21 protein-coding genes are annotated in these 20,411 nt (G+C 76.2%); 12 read left to right on the top strand and 9 right to left on the bottom strand.

From position 1 onward, the window contains the following. Positions 1-70: 70 nt before the first annotated feature. From dinB to O7607_RS26195, 4 genes are all read left to right on the top strand, one after another. Positions 71-1,258: a DNA polymerase IV gene (gene dinB, locus O7607_RS26210; RefSeq protein ID WP_269705904.1), complete on the top strand. Its 1,188-nt coding sequence runs from the start codon at positions 71-73 to the stop codon at positions 1,256-1,258. 105 nt (positions 1,259-1,363) lie between these two features. Beyond that, complete coding sequence (locus tag O7607_RS26205; protein WP_269705902.1) at positions 1,364-2,317, top strand: hypothetical protein; 954 nt, start codon at positions 1,364-1,366, stop codon at positions 2,315-2,317. 9 nt (positions 2,318-2,326) lie between these two features. Then, positions 2,327-3,544 (top strand): sensor histidine kinase, encoded by a 1,218-nt coding sequence (locus O7607_RS26200; protein WP_269705901.1) that lies wholly within the window; start codon positions 2,327-2,329, stop codon positions 3,542-3,544. Beyond that, positions 3,541-4,167: a response regulator gene (locus O7607_RS26195; protein WP_269705899.1), complete on the top strand. Its 627-nt coding sequence runs from the start codon at positions 3,541-3,543 to the stop codon at positions 4,165-4,167. The genes O7607_RS26200 and O7607_RS26195 overlap by 4 nt, the downstream gene beginning before the upstream one ends. Positions 4,168-4,172: 5 nt before the next feature. Here the strand turns inward: O7607_RS26195 and O7607_RS26190 are convergent, their stop codons facing one another. Genes O7607_RS26190 through O7607_RS26180 form a run of 3 tightly spaced genes read right to left on the bottom strand, consistent with a single transcriptional unit; the run spans position 4,173 to position 7,007 of the window. After that, entirely contained in the window at positions 4,173-4,886 is a 714-nt protein-coding gene (locus O7607_RS26190; protein ID WP_269705897.1) for an RraA family protein, read from the bottom strand. A gap of 9 nt (positions 4,887-4,895) precedes the next feature. Then, the gene (locus O7607_RS26185) at positions 4,896-6,194 is read right to left on the bottom strand and encodes an FUSC family protein (RefSeq protein WP_269705896.1); all 1,299 of its coding nucleotides are present in this window, start codon (positions 6,192-6,194) and stop codon (positions 4,896-4,898) included. Positions 6,195-6,254: 60 nt separating this feature from the next. After that, positions 6,255-7,007 carry a dienelactone hydrolase family protein gene (locus O7607_RS26180; protein WP_269705894.1) on the bottom strand — a complete coding sequence of 251 codons (753 nt, stop codon included), beginning with the start codon at positions 7,005-7,007 and terminating at the stop codon, positions 6,255-6,257. A gap of 113 nt (positions 7,008-7,120) precedes the next feature. On the opposite strand from O7607_RS26180, the gene O7607_RS26175 reads away from it, so the two are divergent. Together O7607_RS26175 and O7607_RS26170 are read left to right on the top strand one after the other, a co-directional pair. Continuing rightward, positions 7,121-7,519: a DUF2267 domain-containing protein gene (locus tag O7607_RS26175; RefSeq protein WP_269705892.1), complete on the top strand. Its 399-nt coding sequence runs from the start codon at positions 7,121-7,123 to the stop codon at positions 7,517-7,519. Continuing rightward, complete coding sequence (locus tag O7607_RS26170; RefSeq protein WP_269705890.1) at positions 7,516-7,776, top strand: hypothetical protein; 261 nt, start codon at positions 7,516-7,518, stop codon at positions 7,774-7,776. Before O7607_RS26175 ends, O7607_RS26170 begins: the two co-directional genes overlap by 4 nt. Positions 7,777-7,780: 4 nt before the next feature. Here O7607_RS26170 and O7607_RS26165 read toward each other — a convergent pair whose 3' ends face one another. Continuing rightward, the gene (locus tag O7607_RS26165; RefSeq protein WP_269705889.1) at positions 7,781-8,710 is read right to left on the bottom strand and encodes a diacylglycerol/lipid kinase family protein; all 930 of its coding nucleotides are present in this window, start codon (positions 8,708-8,710) and stop codon (positions 7,781-7,783) included. A 115-nt stretch (positions 8,711-8,825) separates the two neighbouring features. Here O7607_RS26165 and O7607_RS26160 point away from each other — a divergent pair, with 115 nt between their 5' ends. The 5 genes from O7607_RS26160 to O7607_RS26140 are packed head-to-tail and all read left to right on the top strand — an operon-like array spanning position 8,826 to position 15,908. Beyond that, entirely contained in the window at positions 8,826-10,532 is a 1,707-nt protein-coding gene (locus O7607_RS26160; RefSeq protein WP_269705887.1) for a sugar ABC transporter permease, read from the top strand. 46 nt (positions 10,533-10,578) lie between these two features. Next, positions 10,579-11,130 carry a hypothetical protein gene (locus O7607_RS26155; protein ID WP_269705886.1) on the top strand — a complete coding sequence of 184 codons (552 nt, stop codon included), beginning with the start codon at positions 10,579-10,581 and terminating at the stop codon, positions 11,128-11,130. A gap of 12 nt (positions 11,131-11,142) precedes the next feature. Further along, positions 11,143-11,688, top strand: a complete 546-nt coding sequence (locus O7607_RS26150; protein WP_269705884.1) for a hypothetical protein — start codon at positions 11,143-11,145, stop codon at positions 11,686-11,688. Further along, positions 11,685-13,118: a hypothetical protein gene (locus O7607_RS26145; RefSeq protein ID WP_269705882.1), complete on the top strand. Its 1,434-nt coding sequence runs from the start codon at positions 11,685-11,687 to the stop codon at positions 13,116-13,118. The genes O7607_RS26150 and O7607_RS26145 overlap by 4 nt, the downstream gene beginning before the upstream one ends. Positions 13,119-13,166: 48 nt before the next feature. Then, a complete protein-coding gene (locus O7607_RS26140) occupies positions 13,167-15,908 on the top strand; it encodes an ATP-binding protein (protein ID WP_269705880.1) in 2,742 nt (913 codons plus the stop codon). A 5-nt stretch (positions 15,909-15,913) separates the two neighbouring features. Here O7607_RS26140 and O7607_RS26135 read toward each other — a convergent pair whose 3' ends face one another. Then, positions 15,914-16,492, bottom strand: coding sequence for a TetR/AcrR family transcriptional regulator (locus tag O7607_RS26135; RefSeq protein WP_269705878.1), 579 nt, complete (start codon positions 16,490-16,492; stop codon positions 15,914-15,916). A 71-nt stretch (positions 16,493-16,563) separates the two neighbouring features. Between O7607_RS26135 and O7607_RS26130 the strand changes: the two genes are divergently transcribed. Next, complete coding sequence (locus O7607_RS26130) at positions 16,564-17,109, top strand: hypothetical protein (protein WP_269705877.1); 546 nt, start codon at positions 16,564-16,566, stop codon at positions 17,107-17,109. Between the two features lie 30 nt (positions 17,110-17,139). Here O7607_RS26130 and O7607_RS26125 read toward each other — a convergent pair whose 3' ends face one another. The 4 genes from O7607_RS26125 to O7607_RS26110 all read right to left on the bottom strand — a co-directional run bounded on the left by O7607_RS26125 (position 17,140) and on the right by O7607_RS26110 (position 20,362). Continuing rightward, positions 17,140-18,366, bottom strand: coding sequence for a low temperature requirement protein A (locus O7607_RS26125; RefSeq protein WP_269705875.1), 1,227 nt, complete (start codon positions 18,364-18,366; stop codon positions 17,140-17,142). Between the two features lie 166 nt (positions 18,367-18,532). Continuing rightward, positions 18,533-19,429: an SIR2 family NAD-dependent protein deacylase gene (locus tag O7607_RS26120; protein WP_269705874.1), complete on the bottom strand. Its 897-nt coding sequence runs from the start codon at positions 19,427-19,429 to the stop codon at positions 18,533-18,535. Then, positions 19,426-19,713, bottom strand: coding sequence for a DUF1905 domain-containing protein (locus tag O7607_RS26115; RefSeq protein ID WP_269705872.1), 288 nt, complete (start codon positions 19,711-19,713; stop codon positions 19,426-19,428). The genes O7607_RS26120 and O7607_RS26115 overlap by 4 nt, the downstream gene beginning before the upstream one ends. 4 nt (positions 19,714-19,717) lie before the next feature. Then, entirely contained in the window at positions 19,718-20,362 is a 645-nt protein-coding gene (locus O7607_RS26110; protein WP_269705870.1) for a DUF998 domain-containing protein, read from the bottom strand. Positions 20,363-20,411: the final 49 nt, after the last annotated feature.

Below are 20,411 nucleotides of genomic sequence, written 5' to 3'. Positions count from 1 at the left end.
CCGTCGGCCGGTCGTCCGTGTCCGGGCAGGTCAATCCCGTCGATTCGAACATATGTGCGAGGATGGCGGGGTGTCGAGCGAGGCCACCATCCTGCACGCCGACCTGGACGCGTTCTACGCCTCGGTCGAGCAGCGCGACGACCCCCGGCTGCGCGGCCGGCCGGTGATCGTCGGCGGCGGCGTGGTGCTCGCGTGCAGCTACGAGGCCAAGGCGCGGGGCGTGCGCAGCGCGATGGGCGGCCGACAGGCGCGGCGGCTCTGCCCGGACGCGCTCGTGGTGCCGCCCCGGATGGCCGCGTACACGGCCGCCAGCCGGGCGGTGTTCGAGATCTTCCGGCACACCACCCCGCTGGTCGAAGGGCTCAGCATCGACGAGGCGTTCCTCGACGTGGGTGGGTTGCGGCGGCTCGCCGGAGCACCGGCCGCCGTCGCGGCCGCGCTGCGGGAGCGGGTACGCCGAGAGGTGGGCCTGCCGATCACCGTCGGCGTGGCCCGGACGAAGTTCCTCGCGAAGGTCGCAAGCGGCGTGGCGAAGCCGGACGGGCTGCTGGTCGTGGAGCCGGACCGGGAACTGGCGTTCCTGCACCCGCTGCCCGTCGAACGCCTGTGGGGCGTCGGCCCGGTCACCGCCGCGCGGCTGCGCGAGCGCGGCATCCGTACCGTCGGGCAGGTGGCCCGGCTGGACGAGCCGGCGCTGGTGTCGCTGCTCGGCGCGGGCGCCGGCCGGCACCTGCACGCCCTGGCGCACAACCGCGACCCCCGGGCGGTGCAGGTGGGCCGCCGCCGCTCCTCGATGGGCGCGCAGCACGCGCTCGGACGGGGGCCGCACTCCCGCGCCGACCTGGACGCGGTGCTGGCCGGGCTGGTCGACCGGGTCACCGGGCGGATGCGCGCCGCCCGGCGCACCGGCCGCACGGTGACGCTGCGGCTGCGCTTCGCCGACTACACCCGGGCCACCCGGTCGCAGACGCTCGACGAGCCGACCGCGCAGACCGGGCCGCTGCGGGCCGCCGCCCGGGACCTGCTGCGCGCCGCACTGCCCCAGATCGACCTGCGCGGCGTCACGCTGCTCGGCGTGTCGGTGGGCAACCTCGGCGGCGGGCACACCCAGCTCGCCCTGCCCTTCACCGCCGACCCGGGGCCGGCGCTGGACGCCGCCGTCGACGCGGTACGGGACCGCTTCGGCTCGCGGGCGCTGACCCGCGGGGTGCTGCTCGGCCGCGACCCGGGCGTCGAGATGCCCCGGCTGCCGGACTGACCGGCCGGCCTCCTCCCGGAGTAGGAGACGCCCTCCGACCCGTGGCCGCGAACGCGGCCTGCGGGCGGGCGCGACCAGCCCGGTCCGTCACGAGCATCTACAGGCATGACTACCGTACGGAACCGGGCGGCCGGATGGCACCGCCCCCTGATGCTCCTCGTGTCCGCGATGGCGGTGCTCACCGTCGTCGCCGCGGTCGGCGTCGTCGCCGATCCGCGCGTGCTCACCGGCGCGCCCATCTGGGCCAAGCCGCTGAAGTTCGCGATCTCGTTCGTGGTCTACGGCGTCACGCTCGCCTGGATGCTGTCGCTGCTGCCCCGCCGCAGCCGGGCGGCCGAGCGGGCCGCCACCGTGATCGTGGCCATGTCCGTGGTGGAGATGGTCGTCATCGTGGGTCAGGTGCTCCGGGGCACCACCAGCCACTTCAACGGCACCACGTCGCTGGACGGAATGCTGTTCAGCGTCATGGGCGCGGCGATCATGGTGCTGTTCGCCGCCCAGCTCGTGCTGGCGGTCGTGCTGTCCCGCCGGTCCCTCGCGGACCGCGCCGGCGGGTACGCGGTGCGGCTCGGTCTCGCCGTGTCCCTGCTCGGCATGGTCGTCGCGTTCCCGATGGTGGCGCAGACCCCCGCCGGGACGCCCGCCGGGATCAGCGGCGCGCACAGCGTCGGGGTGCCCGACGGCGGCCCGGGGCTGCCGCTGCTCGGCTGGAGCACCACCGGCGGCGACCTGCGCGTCGGGCACTTCGTCGGCATGCACGCGTTGCAGGCGCTGCCGCTGCTGGCGATCCTGCTCGACCGGTTCCTCGGTGCGCGGCTGGACGAGCTGACCCGGGCCCGCCTGGTGCTCGTCGGCGGGACCGCGTACGCGGCACTGACGCTGCTGGTGACCGCGCAGGCGCTGCGCGGGCAGCCGCTACTCGCACCGGACGCGCTCACGCTCGGCGCGGCGGCCGTGCTGGTCGCGGCCACGGCGACGGCCACCGCGCTGGTGCTGGCCCGGCGGTCCACCTCGGACGGCCGCCGAACGCGGTGGCTCCCTGCCGCACCGGTTGCCTAGGCTGACGCGGTGGGCTGGGTCGGTCGGCTGTTCGACGCGCGCGACACGTTCGCGCGCGTCCTGCTGCTGGACCTCAGCGGCATCGGCTATCTGGTCTTCGGTGCGCACGGCGGCCCGGCCGCCACCGGTACGCAGTGGGCGCTGGCGATCCCGGCGTTCGCCCTGGCGCTGCTGTGCCACCGCCGGCCGATGGCGAACCTGCTGCTCCAGTCGGTCCTGCTGGTCGCCGCGCTCGTCCTGGTCGACGACGTGATGATCAACCAGGTCGGTGCGAGCTGGGCGCTGCTGGAGCTGACCATGCGGGCCACCCGGCCGCGCCCGGTCTGGCTGGGTGCCGGGCTGCTGGCGGGCATCGACCTGGCGAACCTGATCGGCGAACCGATCCGTGCGGCGTTCTCCGGCCTGTTCGGGCTCGCCGTCACCGTCGGCCTGCCGCTGCTGCTCGGGCTGGTCGTGCGGACCACCCGGGAGCTGGGGCGGCAGGCCGAGGAGCGGGCCGAGGCGGAGCGGCGCCGGCGCGAGTCGGAGAGCCGGGCGGCACGTGCCGACGAGCGCGGCGCCATCGCCCGGGAACTGCACGACGTGCTCGCGCACCACGTCGCGTCGATGGTGCTGCGGGTCGGCGTGGCCCGGCACGTCCTGCCCGACCTGGATCCCCGGGTCGGCGAGGTGTTCGACGACGTGCACGCCACCGGCACGGCCGCGCTGACCGACCTGCGGCGGCTGGTGGCAGTGCTGCGCGACCCGGACGGCGTCCGCGGCGACGCGACGCTGACCGCGATCGAGCCGTCGGCGCTGCCGGCCGCGCTCGGCGCGGCCGTCGACCGGGCCCGGCAGGCGGGTGTGGTCGTCGAGGCCGACATCGACCCGGCCGTCGGCACCCTCGACGCGGTACGCGGCCAGGCGGTGCTACGACTGACCCAGGAGGCGTTGACGAACGTGGCGAAGCACGCCGGCGCGGCGGCCCGCGCACACCTGACCGTGTCGGTCGAGGACGACGCGGTGCACTGGGCGGTCACCGACGACGGCCGGGGCGCCGCGCCGGCCGGTGTGCCCGCAGGCGGCGGCCACGGCATCGTCGGCATGCGGGAACGGGTCGAGGTGCTGGGCGGGCGGCTGGAGGCCGGGCCGACCGGGTCCGGCTGGCGGGTCCGGACCGTCCTGCCGGCGGCCGGGCCCGCCCGTCCCACGCCCCGGCCCCGCGCGGGCACGCCGGAGCCCGCGTGATCCGGGTGCTGCTGGTCGACGACCAGCACCTCATCCGGGCCGGCCTGCGGATGCTGTGCGACGCCCAGCCCGACCTCGAGGTCGTCGGTGAGGCCGACAACGGCCGGGACGCGGTCGCCCTCGCCGCCCGGCTACGACCCGACGTGGTGGTGATGGACCTGCGGATGCCCGGCGTCGACGGCATCACCGCGACCAGCCGCATCCTCGCCGACCGGCCCGCCACCCGGATCATGGTGCTCACCACGTTCGGCGACGACGACCACCTCTATCCCGCGCTGACCGCGGGCGCCTGCGGGTTCCTGCTCAAGGACGCACCCCCGGCCGACCTGCTCGACGGCGTCCGCCGCGCCGCCTCGGGCGACAGCCCGTTCAGCCCGGACGTCCTGCGCCGGCTGGTCGATCGCGCGGTGCACGCGCGCGCCGACGCGCCCCGGCGTACGGCCGAGCTGACCGCCCGTGAGCGGGACGTCCTGGACCTGGTCGCCGACGGACTGTCGAACACCGAGATCGCCGACCGGCTGCACATCGGGGTGACGACGGTGAAGACGCACATCACCAGCCTGATGACGAAGACCGGCAGCGCCAACCGGGTACGCCTGGCGCTGTGGGCGCGCGGCGGCTGACCGGGTCACTCCTCGATCGCGCCGCCCACCGCCCGCAGGTGCGCCCGGAACGTCAGCGCCGGGTCGGCCTCCCGTGCCGCCAGGTACGCGCCGAACCCGACCTGCGCGCGCAGCGACTCCCCGGCCCGGATCCGGTCGGCCTGCCGCCGCTCGGTGTCCCGGATGGACTCGGCCAGGTCGAACAGTTCACCGGCCCGGGCGGCGGGTACGAACAGCACGCCGTCGTCGTCGGCCAGCGCGAGGTCCCGCGGGCCGACGGTGAACGGCCCGACCCGGGCGTGTTCGAGTGCCCCGTCCGGGCGCGGGTCCAGTTCCAGCGGCCCGCTCGGGGTGGCGCCGAGGCTGAACACCGGCAGCCCGACCGCGACGAGGTCCGCGGTGTCCCGGTGTGCGCCCCACACCACCAGCCCGGCCAGGCCGGCGGCCCGCGCCTCCAGCACCACCAGGTCCCCGACGCAGGCCCGGTCGGTGCGCCCGTCGTCGTCGACGACGAGCACGTCCCCCTCGGCGGCCGGCTCGATCGCCTCCAGGAAGACGTCCACGCTGCCGGAGTGCCGGGCCGGGCGGACCGGACCGGCCAGGCGCCGCCCGGGCAGCACCGGGACGACGGCGGCCGGGGCGCAGCGGACGGGGACACCGGCGCGCAGGCAGGCGTCGGCGACGTGGGCGGTGGTCAGCGCGGCGAAGCGCACGGACGGCGCGTCGTGACTGATGTCCATGCGCCGACGCTAACCAGCCGGGCTGCCCCGGGCAGGTGCCAGTTGACGCCCGGTGGCCTTCGGCCGGGGCCGCCCGGCGGGCCGGCGCCGGACCGGGCGGCTCATCCGGGCCCGGACCGGTGGACGCGCCTCCGCCTCCCCCGCGCCGGCGGCCCGGCGCACGCTGCCGTTGGCGTCCTCGGGCCGGCAGCCGGTGGCCCGCAGCAGCTCGCTCTGGCCGGTCCGCAGGTCGCTGATCATCGCCTCGCCGAAGGCGCGCACGCCCTGCGACCACGCGCGCCCGGCCAGTTCGGCGCCCTGCCGCACCAGCTCCCGGGTGCCTTCCAGGTCGTCCCCGGACTTGCAGGCCCGCTTCAGTTCCCGCACCGCCTCGCCGAGGCGGGCCACCGCGTCGGGCAGCGCGGGCGGAACCGGTTCGTCGTACTGCAACGCGGTGGCGGACCGTCGGGCGATCGAGCGGGCGTACAGGACGATGCGTTCGAGGTGCTGGGTCGCGTCGGCGTACCTGTGGAACTGGGCGCGGCGGTGCCAGCGGGCGGGCGCGATGGTGACCACCTCCTCGGCCCCGCTGAGCGCGTCGTTGAGCCGCCCGATGTCCGGTTCGATCCCGCGCAGGTCCTCCAGGGCCTGCTGGGCCGCGTCGGCGTCGCGGCGGGTCAGCGCGTGGGCGACGGCGTCGAGTTGCTCGGTGAGCCGGGAGACCACCGGTTCCACCGCCCGGTCCAGCACCCGGATCGGGTTGACCGGCAGCAGCAGCGCCACCACGAACAGGCCGACCAGGCCGCCGACCAGCGCGTCGAAGATGCGGGGCAGTTCCAGGCCGGGCTGCACCGGTGCGAGCGTGGCGATCAGCACCGCCGTACCGCCGGCCTGGCCGACGAGGGCGCCGCCGCGCCCGGCCACCAGCAGCGCGGTGGCGATGGCCAGGGTGACCACCAGACCGGTCTGCCAGGATCCACTGCCGAGCAGCGCGCGCAGCAGGTCACCGACCACGATGCCGAGACCGACGCCGATGAGCAGCTCGAACGTGCGCCGGGCGCGCTGGCCGATGGCGGTGGCGATGGTGCCGACCGCGGCGGCGGGGGCGAACACGTGCGCGCCGGAACCGAGCAGCTCGTCGGCGAGCAGCGCGGCGAGCGCCGCGGCCAGCCCGGCCTGCGCGGAGATCACCACGGTGATCTCGAGCTGGCGCAGCCGGTTCCGGCCGGCCGCGCCGCCCTCGGCGCGGGCCCGGGACAACGCGGAACCGCCCCGCTCGACCGCCCGGTCCAGGGGCGAGCGGACGGTGTCGGCGCGGCGGTCGGCCATGACGGCGGTTACCCGCCTCCGCGCCGGTGAATCGTCGGCCCGCCCCGGCGCGCGGTCGGGTCAGCGGCGGTACGTGCGGTCGAGCAGGTCGAACAACGCGGTCCAGTGCCGCTGGGTGGCCTGCTCGTCGTACATCGGGGTGTCCGACTGGGTGTAGCCGTGGCGGGCGCCGGCGTACACCTCGGAGCGGTAGGTCACCCCGGCGGCGTCCAGCGTCTTCTCCAGCGTGGCGATCTGCTCGGCGGTCATCGACGGGTCGGCGTCGGCGTGCCCGAAGTAGAGCTCGCCGGTCACCGCGCCGAGCGCCAGGTGCGGGCTGTCCGGCGCGTCGGTGACCACCCGGCCGGCGTGGAACGCCGCCACCGCGGCGATCCGGTCCGGCAGCGCCTCGATCGCGCGCAGCGCGTTCGTGCCCCCCATGCAGTAGCCGGTGATCGCCGCCGGTCCCGGTGCGACGTCCGGCCGGGCGGCGAGGAAGTCCAGGTAGGCGGCGGTGTCGCGGGCCACCGCGTCCGGCGTCAACGCGGCCATCATCGGCCCGATGCTCTCGAACAGGGCGGACCGGCGGCTGTCGTCGGCGAGCGCGCCGAGGTCGATCAGCGGGGCGCGCCCGGCGCGGTGGAACAGGTTGGGGGCGAGCACCACGTACCCGCGGGCGGCGATCGTGGCGGCCATCTCCGCGACCCGGGGCCGCAGCCCGAACGCGTCCATGAACAGCAGGACCGCCGGGAAGGGCCCGCCGGTCTCCGGCGTGGCCAGGTAGGCGTCGGCGGTTCCGTCGGGGGTGGGCACGTCCACGGTCGTCGGCTGCACTGTCGGGGCCTCCTCGCTGCGGGTTCCGGGCTGCACGCTACTACCCGGCCCGGCGGCCGTTTGCGGAGGTCCAGCGCGGGAATCCGGCCATCCCGGCGTAGGAAGGCGGCGAGATGGACCAGGATCAGTTCATCGGCGCGGTGGCCCAGCGGTGCGGCGCGTCCGCGGAGCAGGCCACCGCAATCACCCGGGCGACGCTCACCACGCTGGCCGAGCGGATCGACGGCGGGGAGGCCCGTGACCTGGCCGACCGGCTGCCGGAGGCGCTGCGGGCGTACGCGTTCGGCCCGGCCGAGGACGCCGAGCCGTTCGGGCTCGACGTGTTCGTGGAGCGGGTGAGCGGACGCGCGGACGTGGACGTGGACGCCGCCCGGGACGGGGTCACCGCGGTGTTCGACGTGCTGCGCGACGCCGTCGACCCGGCCGCCTACGCGCAGGTCGTCGCGCAACTGCCGGCCGAGTACGGCGAGGTGGCCGACCAGAGCGCGCCGTACGTGCGGCGCACGGCGTGAGCGAGGACGCGCTGCGCCGCCCGCCCGAGGCCGACGCGCAGGAGCAGCGACAGGACGAGACGCTCGTCGGCCCACCCGACACGCTCGACGCGGCCGTGCCCGAGGCGAGCGAGGCGGACCTGGCCGAGCAGGGCGCGCTGCGCCCGCCGAGCGACCGGGCGGGCCTGGGCGAGTCGGTGCGCGACGACCTCACCACCGCCGACGCGGTGGAGCAGAACACCGAGATCCCGCTGCCCGACGAGGAGCACTGGGCCTGACCGGTCAGTGGTCCGGGCTGTCGGAGCGGGCCATCAGCCGCAACGCGTTCGGGTCCAGGCCGATCCGGACCGGCGTCTGCCCGTACGGCTCCCCGTCGACCTCGATGCGGGCCGGCCGGTCGGTCTCCAGCCACAGCTGGCGTACCGCCAGGAACGGCTCGTCGCCGAGCGTGCGGCGGTGGCCGGCCGCCGCGTTGCGCGCCGTCTCGCGCAGCAGCCCGCGCCGGGTCGGCCCGCCCACCGGGTACGCGACCAGCAGCCGGTCGTCGGCGGTGGCGTCGGCGGTGATCGGCCGGCCGGCGTGGAAGCCGCCGTTGGCGACGTACACCTGGTGTGTGGTGAAGGTGTGCTCGCGGCCCTCGGCGCGGACCGTCACGGCCAGCGGCCGGTGCCGGGCCAGCAGCCCCAGCCCGGTCATCGGGTACGCGAGCCGCCCGGCGACCCGCTTCAGCCCCGGCGGCGCGGACTGCATGATGTCGGCGGACAGCCCGATCCCGACGTGGTTGGTGAACCGGGTGTCGCCGATCAGGCCCAGGTCGACGTCGATCACCTTGCCGCCGGTGAGCACGCCGATCGCGGCGTCCAGGTCGAGCGGGACGCCGACGGTGCGGGCGAAGTTGTTCGTGGTGCCCAGCGGCAGCAGGCCCATCGCGACGTCCCGGTGGGCGAGCAGCCGGGCCGCCGCGCCGACGGTGCCGTCACCGCCACCGGTGACCAGCAGGTCCGGGCCCAGGTCGGCGGCCTCGGCGAGCACCCGGTCCAGTTCGCCGGGCCGGTCCACCGGGTACGCGCCGAGCAGCGTGAACCCGGCCGCCCGCAGGCGCGCGTGGACGGTGTCGTAGAGGCGCCGGCCCCGGCGGGAGTGGGCGTTGACCACCAGCGCCGCCCGCCGCCGCTCCCGGATCGCCGTCGACAGCTCCTGCTTGGTCCGCACTGTTGCGACAGTAGCCGTCCCGGCGCGGCCGTGGGCCGGTCACGCTGCGGACGTTGACAGGGTTGGTTATCGTCGCGGCGGCCGTGATCGTCGATCTTCGAGGGTGGATGTCCCGATGAACCAGCCGGCAGCGCCGCAGGTGACAGCGTCAGTGCCCCCGCTCACGCCGCCGAGCCGTCCGGGGAGGGCCCTGATCGGGCTGGCCCTGGTCGTCCCGGCGGTGATCGCCTGGATCTGGTCGTACGTCCTGCCCACGCTGTCCACAGTGGCTCGCAGCTTCCAGGCGGACGGGCTGCGCCGCCCGTCCGAATCGGCGGGTGCGGGGAACTACGAGGTCGCCTTCACCTCCGGGTTCGTCGGACAGGTCGGGTTCGCGGTGCTGCTCAGCCTGATCCCGCTGACGGTGGCGCTGCTCGCCGCGCCGCTGCTCGCCGTCCTCGCCGACCGGGCCGGCCGGGTCGCCCGCCTGGTCACCCGGGGCGTGCTGGCCCTGCCGCTCGCCGCGTACGCGCCGGTCGCGGTGTACCTCGGCCGGCGCGCCGAAGGCATCGAGAACGGCACCCTCACCCAGGATCTGCAGTCCCCCCGGGCGTTCCTCGTCTCGGCGCTGGCCCAGGTGACGTTCGGGCTGGTCGTCGCGGTGGCCGCGACTGTCTACCTGAGCGCGCTGCGCCGCCGCGAGCCCGACCAGCGGCCCGCGCCGGCCATGCTGGCCGTCGGCGGGCTGCTCGGCCTGGGCGTCCTCGCCGCCGCCCTGCAGACCTACACCGCCCCTTACATCCTGACCGGCGGCGGGCCGCGCGGCGACTACACGGCGACGCCGGTGTTCACCGCCGCGCAGACCTCGTTCCGAACGATGCGCCTGGGCGTCGGATCGGCCACGTCGACGCTGCTGCTGGTGCTCCTCGGGCTGCTCGGGCTGGCCGCGGTGGCGCTGATCCTGGCGACCCGGCTGCGCATCGAGTTCGACGGCTGGCGCGACCGCCCGGCCGCCCGGGAGGCGGAGTCCTACTCCGGCCGCCGGCCGCTGCTCGTCGGGCTGACCGCTGTCGCGCTCGTCGTCGTCCTCGGCGTGACCGTCTGGGCGTCGCTGCCGTGGCTGCGGAACCTCTCCTCCGACACCGGGCCCCTGCCCCGGGGGGTCGAGACCTCGAACCTGTTCGCCAACACCTGGGTGCCGCCGCTGCTGTCCACACTCGTCGCGGTGACGCTCGCCGCGCTGGCCGGATTCGGGATCGGCGCGCTGCGACCGCTCGGACGCTGGAGCGAACTGCTGCTGGTGCCGTTCGCGCCCTGGTTGTTCGTCGGCGCCGGCCCGCTAGCCATCGCCAATTTCGAACGCACGATGGAGCGCGAACAGCTGGGCCTGTTCCTCGGCCTGGTGCCGCCGACCTGGCTGTCGGTGCCCGCGCTGTTCGCGTTCACGCTGCTGTTCCGGGGCCAGCACGAGCGGTGGCGCTCCGGCGGTGGCGCCGGCCGTACGCTGCTGCTGCCGGCGCTGCCGATGCTGGCCGTGACCGCGTTGCTGACCTGGCTGGCGCACGCCCAGTCGCCGCTGTGGACGACGTTGGTGGGTACGCGTCCGGACAGCCTCACCGCGCCCGCGCTGGTGACGATGATCGCGAGCCGCGCTTTCGGCGGCGGCGGCGAGCTTCCGCTGGGCCTGATCCTGCCGCTGCCGATGCTGATCCTGTTCGTGGTGCTGTTCGTCGCGCTCATGATCGGCTACGTGGATCGGCTCGCCATCCGGGTGGGGCGGCGCAGCGGCGCGGGCGCGCCGCCGGTGGGGTCGGGCGAGCCCGTCGGCAAGGTCACCGCATAGGGAAACCCCCGATTACGGCCGGTGACGGCGCGCCTAGCGTCGGGCCATGGCAACTGACGCGCTCACACCGGTCCGGACCGTTCGTTCCCGCCGCGCCCGCCTGGCGCTACCGCTGCTGCTGCTCGCCCTGCTCGCGCCGGCCGGGTGCGACTCCGGCGGCGGGATCGTCGACAGCGGCTCGGCCGACACCGCGGCGGACGAGGACGGCGGCGACACCGACGCGGGCGCGGTGGGCGACGTCCGCCCGCCGTGCCCGTTCACCGCCGCCCAGGTCGCCGAACTGGTCGACCGGAAGCTGCGCGACGAGGGCAACTGCTCGTTCGGCGACGGCATCGCCCAGCTGGCGGTCACCACCGCATCGGCCGCCGCCGGCAAGGCCACCTACGACTACCAGCACGACCAGGCCGGCCAGCAGTACGAGAAGGTCGTAGACCTGGACCGGGGCGAGCGGGGCTACCTCGCCGTGAAGGACGTGCGCGGCGAGGCGGTGCTGATCGACGGCAAGGGCACGTACACGGTGACCATCAGCAGCTTCGAGGGCGGCACCGCAGGTAACGAACAGATCCTGCGCCGCGTCCTCGACGCCATCCCGGCCTGAGCGGGGGCAGGCGTGCGAACCCGAGGACTGGTCGCGCTCGCGTTGACCGCGACCCTGCTCACCGTGTCCGCCGGATGCGGCGGCGACGAACCACCGCCCGCCGGTGGCGCCGCGCCCGGTGCGGGCGCGCCGGTGGCGGAGCCGACCGGGGAGGCGCCGGCCGAGCCGAGCACCGAACCGGTGGACGACGCCGCCGGGCCGGACGCCTGCGCGCTGGTGTCCAAGGCCGACGCCGAACGTCTCGCCGGTACGCCGCTGGACGAACCCGTGGTGGCCGGGCAGTCGTGCACCTACACCGGTCCGACAAGCGGGCCGACCGCCCAGGTCGAGGTGTTCGTGGGTGAGGGCGCCAAGAAGTACCTCGACATCGAGCGGCAGCTCGAGCACGAGATCCGTGAGCTGGCCGGCACGGCCGACGAGGCACTGCTCACCGCGGAGGCGTTCTTCCTGCGCAAGGGCGACCTGTGGGTCGCCGTACGGCTGGTGCGGCTGAACGACCCGCAGGAGAACCGGGCGCCGCTGGAACGGCTCGCCCGTACCGTCGCCGGCCGGATGTGACGGCGGCGGTGCGCAGCCGTCGGCTGCTCGCGGCCGGCGTGGCGGTGCTGCTCGCGGTGACCGGCTGCGGCGGCCCCACACCCGGCCCGGCCGACGCGGGCGACGACGGGCAGCCCCGGTACGGGCGGGCCCCGGCGCCGGGGAAGGACGTCACGCTGCAACCGGACGTGGTGCTGGTCGGCGGCGGCAGCCGGACCGTGCGGTCGGTGAGCCCGGACGGGCTGATCTGGCGGCTCGATCCCGGTGCCCGCGACGCCGACCGGCTCGCGCCCGGCCGGGTCATGTTCCTCACCGGACGCGGCGTGGGCCGGGTGCTCGACCTGGCCGAGGACGGCGGCGACCTGGTCGTCACGATCGGCCCGGTCACCCTCACCGAGGTGATCCGCGACGGCACGTTCGGCGGGGACGGCGTCACCCTCGACAACCCGACCGTCTACGTGGCGGGTGAGCCGTCGTGGACCCGGGAGGTCGCGGCGGCCGGCGGCACGCTCGGCCGGTCCCGTCCGCTCGCCGTCGCGCCCGCGCAGCCGCCACCCGCGCCGGGTGGGCAGGCCGCCGCCGGCGCCCACGGCTACCGGGTCCGGACGTTCTGCTGCGCCGGTGGCGTCGGCACGCACTTCACGTACGACGACGGCGGCCTCCGGGTGGCCGGCACCGTCACGCTCACCGTCGGACGGCCCACGGCGTCGTTCCATCTGGCCATCGGCGCGGGCAAGGTCAACCGGGCCGAGCTGGAGATCGGTGGCGGCTTCGGCATCAAGGTGGACTTCACCGCCGGCATCGACGGCGGGCAGAACCACCGCCGCACGTTCCCGGTCCCGGTCGACATCGCGTTCCCGATCGGGCTGGTCGCCGGCCTGCCGCTGTCGTTCACGGTGAACCAGACGTTGGAGGTGGCCACCGCGTTCGGTGCCAAGCGGGGCACGTTCCGCGGCTCCGGGGAGTACGCGCTGGCCGGCAAGCTCGGGTTCGGCTACGCCGGCGGCCAGGTGGGCTCACGCGTGACGGAGGGCTTCGCCCGCCGGGTGAGCCTGCTCGACTCGCTCACCGGCGTGCCGGTCGGCGTGATGGGCCTCGTGGTCCGGCACGGCGTGCGGTTCACCATGGGGATCAGCGCGTTCCTGTTCACCGCCGGGATCTGGTTCGAGCTGGTCACCTCGTACGGCGCCACTATCGGTTCGGCGCTCGGCGCCCCGTACGCGCTGTGCCGGGGCGTCGGGCTCGGTGTGCATGCGCGGTTCGGGATCGGCTACCGGATCCTGGAACCCGTCGTCCAGGTGATCAACAAGTTCCTCAGCCTGCTCAGCCCGTCCCGGGCACCGCGGATCCCGCCGATCGTGGCGTCGGGCGGGCCGAGCTGGAGCGCCACCGTGTACCGCAACCAGGAGGTGATCCCGCCCGTCTCGATATGCGGACAGCTTCCGGGCTAGGCCGCGCCGACGCTGGGTTCGCGGGCGCGGCTGTGCCACCATCCCGCCATGGACGCCGCACTGGTCGGCCGCGACGCGGTCGTCGAGCGGGTGTGGCGTGCCCTGACCGCCGGTACGCCGGTGCTCCTCGACGGCCCGAGCGGCATCGGCAAGACCGCGCTCTGGCGGGCGGTGGTCGCCCACGCCGGGCGGACCGGCTGGCGGGTGCTGTCCGCCGCGCCCACCGAGGCCGAGAGCGCGCTGCCCTACGCGGCTCTCGCCGACGTGCTGCGCCCGCTCGCCGACGCGCTACCACTGCTGCCCGCGCCGCAGCGGGTCGCCGCCGACATGGTGCTGCTGACCGGCGAGCACGACGACGCGGTGGACGAGCGGGCGGTGGGCGCCGCCACCCGTACCCTGCTCGACGCGGCGGTCACCGAGGCGCCGCGCGTCCTGCTCGCGGTGGACGATCCGCAGTGGCTGGACCCGCCGAGCGCCCGGGCGCTGCGGTTCGCGCTGCGCCGGCTGACCCGGTGGCCCGCCGTCCTGGCCACCCACCGCACCGGGGACGGCCCGCCGGTTCCGGTGCCGCTCGGACTGGACGACGACCCGACCGGGCGGCACCGGCTGCTGCGTGCCGACGTGCCCCCGCTCACCCCGGCGGACCTGCACCGCGTCCTGGCGGCCCGGCTCGGCGGCACGCTCAGCCGTCCGCTCACCGACCGGCTGGCCCGCGACGCCGACGGCAACCCGCTGCTCGCCATCGAGCTGGCCCGGGCGGTGCTGCGGCTGCCCCGCCCACCGGCCCACGACGAGGACCTGCCCGTACCGTCGTCGCTGCGCCTGCTGCTCGCCGAGACGCTGCGGGCGCTGCCCGGCCCGAGCCGGGACGCGGTGCGGCTGGCCGCGCTGCTGAGCGTGCCGACGCTGCGGGACCTGGCGGCGGCGGGCGTGCCGGCCGGCGCGCTGGACGCGGCCGAGGACGCCGGGCTGGTCGTGGTCACCCCGAGCCGGGTCGACTTCGCACACCCCCGGTACGCGGCGGCGGTGCGCGAGAGCATCCCGCCGGGGGCCCGGCGACGGCTGCACGCGCTGCTCGCCGGCGCGGTCGCCGACCCGGACGAGCGGGCCCGGCACCTGTCCCGGTGCACAGTGGCGCCGGACGCCGCCGTCGCCGCCGACCTGGCCGCCGCGGCGGCCCGGCAGCGGATGCGCGGCGCGTCAGCGCTCGCCGCCGACTGGTACGCCCGGGCGGCCGAGCTGACCCCGCCGTCCGCCACCGCCGACCGCAACCGGCGCCGCCTCGACGCGGTGCAGTGCCGCATCGACAGCGGCGACTACGCGGCGGCCGGGCGGGCCGCCGAGGCGGCGGCGGGCGAGCTGACCGGCGCCGAACGCGGCGAGGCGCTGCTGTTGCGCGCGCTCGTCGCGTGGTGCGCCGACGACCTGGTCACCGCCGTCCGCGTCGCCGAGCAGGCGCTCGCCGCCGCCGGGCCGGACGGCGACCTGGCCGGGCGGATCCACACGCACCTGACCATGTTCCACGACCAGCCGGAGCCCGCCCGCCGGCACGCGCGGGCCGCGATCGCCCGCCTGTCCGACCGGGACGAGCACCGCCCGCTGCTCACCGCCGCGCTGCTGCTGCTGTTCTTCCACGAGGTACGCGCCGGCGGCCCGGCGCCCACCGACCTGCTGGACCGGGCCCTGTCACTGGAGGACGGTGAGCCGTCCTTCCTGGCCGGTTCGGTGCCGGCGATCTGGTGGAAGTCGGTCGACGACCACGACCGGGCTCGGGCCCGGCTGCACCTGATGCTGGACCTGGCGGTGGCGCGCGGCGACGACCCGCTGCGGCACGAGGTACTCACCCACCTCGGCGAGACGGAGCTGCTGGCGGGGCGCTTCGCCGAGGCCGGTACGCACATCGCCGCCGCCCGTGATCTGGGTGAGCAGCTGGGCACCGGGCTGGTGGGCGAGAGCTGGCTGGCCGGTGTGCTCGACGCGCACCGGGGGCGGCTGGCGCAGGCGGGTGCCGCGGCCGCCGGGCTGCGCCGCGACGACGACCTCGGCGACGCGTGGAGCCGGCGACTGCACCACCAGCTCACCGGGCTGGTGGCGCTGGCCCGCGGGGAGTGGGCCACCGCCGCGACGGCGTACGGCGCGCTCGCGGCCGACCTCGACGGGTCGGGCATCGCCGAACCGCTGGGGCAGCGCTTCGAGCCGGACTGGATCGAGGCGTGCGTGGGCGCAGGTGACCTGGACACCGCCCACGCCGCGCTGGACCGGCTGGCCGGGCGCCACCGCAGGCTGCCGCGCCCGTGGACGACGCTCGGGCTGGCCCGCAGCCGGGTGCTGCTGGCCGGGGCGACCGGGGCGGATCCGGGCGAGGCGCTGGACGCGCTGACGCGGGCCCGGGCCGCGGTGCCGGAGACGGTGCTGCCGCTGGACCGGGCCCGCTGCCTGCTCGCCGCCGGGCGCGCGTACCGGCGGGTGCGGCGACGGCGGGAGGCGCGGGCGGCGCTCGACGCGGCGGCGGCCGAGTTCGACGCGCTCGGCGCGTCCGCGTTCGCCGACCGGGCGCGGGCGGAGCTGGGCCGCATCGGTGCCCGCACTCGGGCCCCGACGGCGCTGACCGCGACCGAGGAGCGGGTCGCCCGGCTCGCCGCCCGGGGCCAGACCAACCGGCTCATCGCCGACGCGCTCTACATCAGCCCGAAGACGGTGGAGGCCAACCTGGCCCGGGTCTACCGCAAGCTGGGCATCGCCAGCCGCGCCGAGCTGGGCGCGGCGATGGGCCGCCCGACGGGCGACTGAGGCGGTCAGGACGCGGCGAGCGCGTCCAGGTGCGCGCCGAGCAGTTCCCGGGCGCGCGCGGGCGGCATCCGATCGGGGTACAGCAGCGCGTGCAGCGCGAGCCCGTCGAGCAGGGCGTGCAGCCCGGCGACCGCCTCGGGGTCGGCGGCCGGTTTCCCGGTCAGCAGCGCGACGGCGAACTCGGCGGCGCGGCGGATGCCGTCGTCCGCGTCGGCCATCCGGGCCCGCGCCGCCGGGTCGGTCTGGGCGCGCGCGGCGAGCAGCAGCCACACCTCGGCCTCGCGGACGCGCTGGCGGTCCATCGGCAGCAGTTGTTCCAGGATCCGCTGGGCGACCTGGCGCGGGCTGCCGCTGCGGTCGCCGGTGGCGATCCGCTCGGCCGCCTCGGCCTGCACGTGTTCCATGGCGAACACCAGCAGCTCGGTCTGGGTGGCGAAGTAGTGCCGCAGCGCGCTCGGTGACCAGCCCGCCTCGGCCGCGATGCTGCGGACGGTGGCGGCGCCGACGCCGTCGCGGTAGACGACCCGCCACATCGCCCGCGCCAGTTCGGCACGGCGCGCGCCGTGGTCGACGATCTTGGGCACGGACCCCTCCGGAGGCTGGTTGACGGCCGCTGTTACGGTTATCGCACAGCGTACTAAAAAAAGGGGGCCGGATGCTCGTCGCAGTGATCGTCGGATGTGAGGTGGCGTTCTGGGTGGTGCTGCTCGCCGGACTGATCGCCCGGTACCCGCTGCGCCGGCCCCGCCTCGGCGCCGCCCTGCTGATCGCCGTACCGGTCGTCGACCTGGTGCTGCTGGCCGCCACGATGATCGACCTGCGCCGGGGCGCGACCGCCACCTTCGCCCACGGCCTCGCCGCCGCGTACCTCGGGTTCTCGGTGGCGTTCGGGCACAGCATGATGCGCTGGGCCGACGAGCGGTTCGCGCACCGGTTCGCCGGCGGCCCTCCCCCGCACCGGGCCCCGAAGTACGGGATGGCGCGGGCCCGGCACGAGTGGCGCGAATGGGGCAAGGCCATGATCGGCTGGGCGGTCGCCTGCGCGGTGCTGCTCGCCGGCATCGCCGTGGTCGGCGACACCGACCGGACCGCCGAACTGTGGGCCTGGGCCGGCCGGCTCACCGTGGTCATGGCGGGCTGGCTGGTGTTCTGGCCGGTCGCGTACACCGTCTTCCCGAAGCGGGCGCCGCGCGGCGCGTGAGGCTCACCCGCCACGCCCGGTGATCCGGCCTCAGACCGGTTGATGCGCGTCGGTGACCGTCGACCGCCCGGCGGCGGACGGCTCACCGCGCCGATCGACGGCGATCGCGACCAGCAGCAGCCCGGCCAGCGCCGCCAGCGCCAGCGCCGGCGGCAGTACCGTCCCGAGCGCGACCAGCGGCAACGCCGCACCGGCGACGGCCAGCCGGGCCGCACCCACCGGCTGACCGGTCAACCGCCGGAACAGCAGCCGTCCGGCCAGGTAGACGGCCGCGCCGCCGAACAGCGCCACCGCCGCCGAGCCGTTCAGCCGGGGCCCGGCCTGCGGATCGGCGACGTGCTCCAGCACCTGTTCGACGCCGAGCGCCAGGAAGATGACGCCGGCGACGAGCAACAGATGGGTCTGGCTGTAGGCGTCCGCGGCCATCCGGTCCCGCTGCGCCGCCGGTGCGGTGGCGAGCGTCCGGGCCGCCGCCGGGGACGTGCGGCGAAAGTAGAGCCACCAGAGGCAGACGGTCACCACGAAGGCCACGAGCGCCACGGCGAGGACCGGCGGCTCGGTGACCGCCGAGGCCGCGCCCACCCCCGCGGCCACCAGCGACTCCCCCAGCGAGATGATCAGCACCAGGCCGTACCGCTCGGCGAAGTGCGTCGGGCTGCGCAGCGGCCAGGCGCCCCGGCGGGCGTACGACAGTCGTTGGCCGGCCACCTCGACGGCGAAGCCCAGCACCCACAGCGCCGCGTGCGCGGCGCCGTCCGTCAGCGCGCCGAGCAGCAGCGGCACCCAGCCGGCGGCGCTGACGAACGCGAAGAACCGGATCCGGGCGCGCAGTTCCGGGTCACCCGCCGCGGCCCAGTGGAACAGCGTCAGGTGCACCACGCGCAGCACCACGTAGGCCAGCACGACGATCAACGGCCCGTCCAGCCCCGAACCCGGCGTCCACGCCTCCGGCATGGCGAGCGCGGCCAGGAACAACGCGGCCATCGCGACCAGGAACCCGCCGCGCACCACCCCGACGTCGGCGGGCGTGTGGTTGCCCAACCAGGTGTACGACAGCCACGCCACCCAGAGCAGCACGAGCAGGAGCAGCCCCTTGGCCATCCCGGCCGGGGTCGGGTGCGGCTCGATCAGCGCCATGATCCGGGTGAGCGCGAAGACGAAGACCAGGTCGAAGAAGATCTCGAAGGGGGTGACCCGGCGCTGGTCCGGCCCCGGCCGGGGCGCGTGCAGCCTTCCTCGAACCCGTTCGCGTGCCACGTCCGCCGCCCTCCGCCGGTCCACCTCCTGCGCCGACGGTAGGCGGCCCCGGACGGGCGATCTGGCGATTCCCGCGATCACGCCCGGCTCGGTGCGCCGGACCGGTGCCCGGGCGGCACGACGAGGCGGCGCGGCCGGGCTGTCCGGCCGGGCGGCGGCGGGCAGCTCAGCCGGCGTCGGCGTCCGGCCAGGCGGCGCGGACCAGCGCGGGCAGCACCTCGCCGGCCGGGCCGCGCAGGTTCACCGCGCAGATCGCGTCCAGCGGCGTCGGCACCGGGTTCACCTGCACCACGGGCGCGCCGAGGCGGGCCGCCACGAGGGGGATCTCGGCGGCCGGGTGCACGAGCGCCGAGGTGCCCACCGTCAGCAGCAGGTCGCAGCCGGAGGCCGCCTCGACCGCCGCGTCGAGCGCGGCCGCCGGCAGCGCCTCGCCGAACCACACCACTCCGGGCCGTACGGGCGCGCCGCATCCGGCGCAGGCAGGCGGGGTCAGCGGCCCGTCCCGCGGTTCCGGCGCATGCGCCTCCGGCCCGCCGGGCGGTTCCGCCGCGCCGTGGGCCTCCCGCCCGCCGAGCGGTTCCGCCTCGTCGTGCGTCTCCGGGCCGCCGGACGGCACCGGCACGCCGGAGCGCGGCGGCAGGTCGGGTGGCAGCGGCGCAGGCCGGGCGCAGGCCGAGCAGCGGGGCGCGAACAGGCTGCCGTGCAGGCGTACCGGAGCGGGCACCCCGCCGCGCTCGTGCAGGTCGTCGACGTTCTGCGTGATCACCACGGTGTCCGGCAGCCGGGCCGCGATCGCCGCCACCGCCCGGTGCCCCGGGTTCGGCTCGGCGCGGCGCACCCCGCGCCGGCGTGCCTCGTACCAGCCCCAGACCAGCGCCGGGTCGGCCCGGAACGCCGCCGGGGTCGCCAGCTCCTGCGGGTCGTACCGCTGCCAGAGCCCGGTCTGGGCGTCCCGGAACGTCGGCACGCCGCTCTCGGCCGACATGCCGGCCCCGGTGAACACCACCGGCCGCCGCGCGGCGGCGAGCAGCCGGCCCGCCTCGGCGAGCTCCGGCCCGGTCACACGTCCACCGTCAGCCGAACGTCGACCCGGTCGCCCAGCTCGATGCCCTCGGCCCGGCGCGCCGCGACCCGCAGCGGCACCACGTACCGGCCGTCCTTCGGCCACAGTGACGTCCGCCAGTCGGTGTCACCGATGCGGACCGTCACCGGGATCATGCCCCAGCCGTAGGTGACCGACGCCGAGGCGGCCTCGATCGCCGCGCTCTGCTCGTCGGGCACGGTGACGAATTGGTACGGCGCCGGGCCGCGCCAGAACCACACCTCGCCGCTGAACGCCAGCTCCATCCGGTCAGGATAGGGGCCGGGCCCGGCGAAACGGGATCAGCCGCAGCCCGGCCGTCGTGACCCAGGCGAACAGCGGGAACACGGCGACACGCTCCATGCCGCCCACACCGATGCCGGTGTCCACCCGGGCCAGGAACAGCACGGTGCCGGCGAGCCCGAGCAGGCCGAGGACCGCGCTGACGGTCCGCAGCTGCCGCAGCAGCGGCGACCGGCCGGCGAGGGCGGCGGCGAGCAGGGCGGCGTTGCCGAGCGCGAAGACCAGCAGCGCGCCGAGCACGTGCCGGTTCTCGTCCACGTCGGCCGGGTAGAGGCCGGCCAGCACGTACCCGGATCCGGCGGCCACTGTCGACGCGACGGCGACGGCCGCGGCGGGGCCCGGGCGCAACGCCCGGTGTGCGAGCAGCGCGCCGAGCGCGAGCAGCAGCCCGGTGCCGACGAAGACGGCGTTCATGGCCGGATGCCACGGCGAGCAGACCGGGCGGGGCCGGCTGGTGTCCCACACACCGCAGGTCACGTTGCCGAGGTCGCTGATGTTGTGCTCGGCCCAGCTGAACCCGGGCTGGTCCCAGGCCAGGCCGACGACCACGTTGGCGACCAGGAACGACACGGCGGCGAGCAGCCAGCAGGCGCCCGCGAGGCGGTTTCTCATCCGCCGATCGCACCGCCTCGGGGCACCCCGGCGCACGGGGCGTGGCGGG

It is taken from the genome of Micromonospora sp. WMMA1949 (assembly GCF_027460145.1).
Lineage (GTDB): Bacteria > Actinomycetota > Actinomycetes > Mycobacteriales > Micromonosporaceae > Micromonospora.
This window is presented reverse-complemented; position numbering and strand designations above follow the sequence as displayed.

Bases quoted from the DNA above. Each gene is read 5' to 3' on its own strand.
- O7607_RS26130 (WP_269705877.1), top strand. From the start codon at position 16,564: ATGCTCGTCGCAGTGATCGTCGGATGTGAGGTGGCGTTCTGGGTGGTG.
- O7607_RS26140 (WP_269705880.1), top strand. From the start codon at position 13,167: ATGGACGCCGCACTGGTCGGCCGCGACGCGGTCGTCGAGCGGGTGTGG.
- O7607_RS26205 (WP_269705902.1), top strand. From the start codon at position 1,364: ATGACTACCGTACGGAACCGGGCGGCCGGATGGCACCGCCCCCTGATG.
- O7607_RS26175 (WP_269705892.1), top strand. From the start codon at position 7,121: ATGGACCAGGATCAGTTCATCGGCGCGGTGGCCCAGCGGTGCGGCGCG.
- O7607_RS26185 (WP_269705896.1), bottom strand. From the start codon at position 6,194: ATGGCCGACCGCCGCGCCGACACCGTCCGCTCGCCCCTGGACCGGGCG.
- O7607_RS26115 (WP_269705872.1), bottom strand. From the start codon at position 19,713: ATGGAGCTGGCGTTCAGCGGCGAGGTGTGGTTCTGGCGCGGCCCGGCG.
- O7607_RS26110 (WP_269705870.1), bottom strand. From the start codon at position 20,362: ATGAGAAACCGCCTCGCGGGCGCCTGCTGGCTGCTCGCCGCCGTGTCG.
- O7607_RS26160 (WP_269705887.1), top strand. From the start codon at position 8,826: ATGAACCAGCCGGCAGCGCCGCAGGTGACAGCGTCAGTGCCCCCGCTC.
- O7607_RS26190 (WP_269705897.1), bottom strand. From the start codon at position 4,886: ATGGACATCAGTCACGACGCGCCGTCCGTGCGCTTCGCCGCGCTGACC.
- O7607_RS26155 (WP_269705886.1), top strand. From the start codon at position 10,579: ATGGCAACTGACGCGCTCACACCGGTCCGGACCGTTCGTTCCCGCCGC.